Annotated in this window: 1 pseudogene; it reads left to right on the plus strand. The window is 38.5% G+C overall.

What is annotated here, in order from left to right:
• Positions 1-152: 152 nt before the first annotated feature.
• Positions 153-262 (plus strand): annotated as a pseudogene (locus SB773_RS32650) (ABC transporter ATP-binding protein); the annotation flags it as partial.

Genomic DNA, 262 nt, shown 5'->3' on the forward strand with positions numbered 1-262 from the left:
GTTGAGGAACGGACTATTTCATTTGACGGTAAAGAAGAGATCTCTTCATATATTTCAAACGAAGGAGACATTCAAATTAAGATAATTAAAGAAAGCGAAGATGATTCAAGTTTAAGGATGCCAGAAATCAATGTGAAGGGAGAAGTGACGAAATGATAGAGATATTACAGTTAACGCAGAAGTATGGGAATTTCACAGCATTGGATCACCTGGACCTGCCAATTGACAAAGGAACGGTGTTTGGATTCGTCGGTCAAAACGG

Origin of the sequence: Bacillus sp. SIMBA_074, assembly GCF_046534555.1 — a bacterium.
GTDB lineage: Bacteria > Bacillota > Bacilli > Bacillales > Bacillaceae_G > Bacillus_A > Bacillus_A mycoides.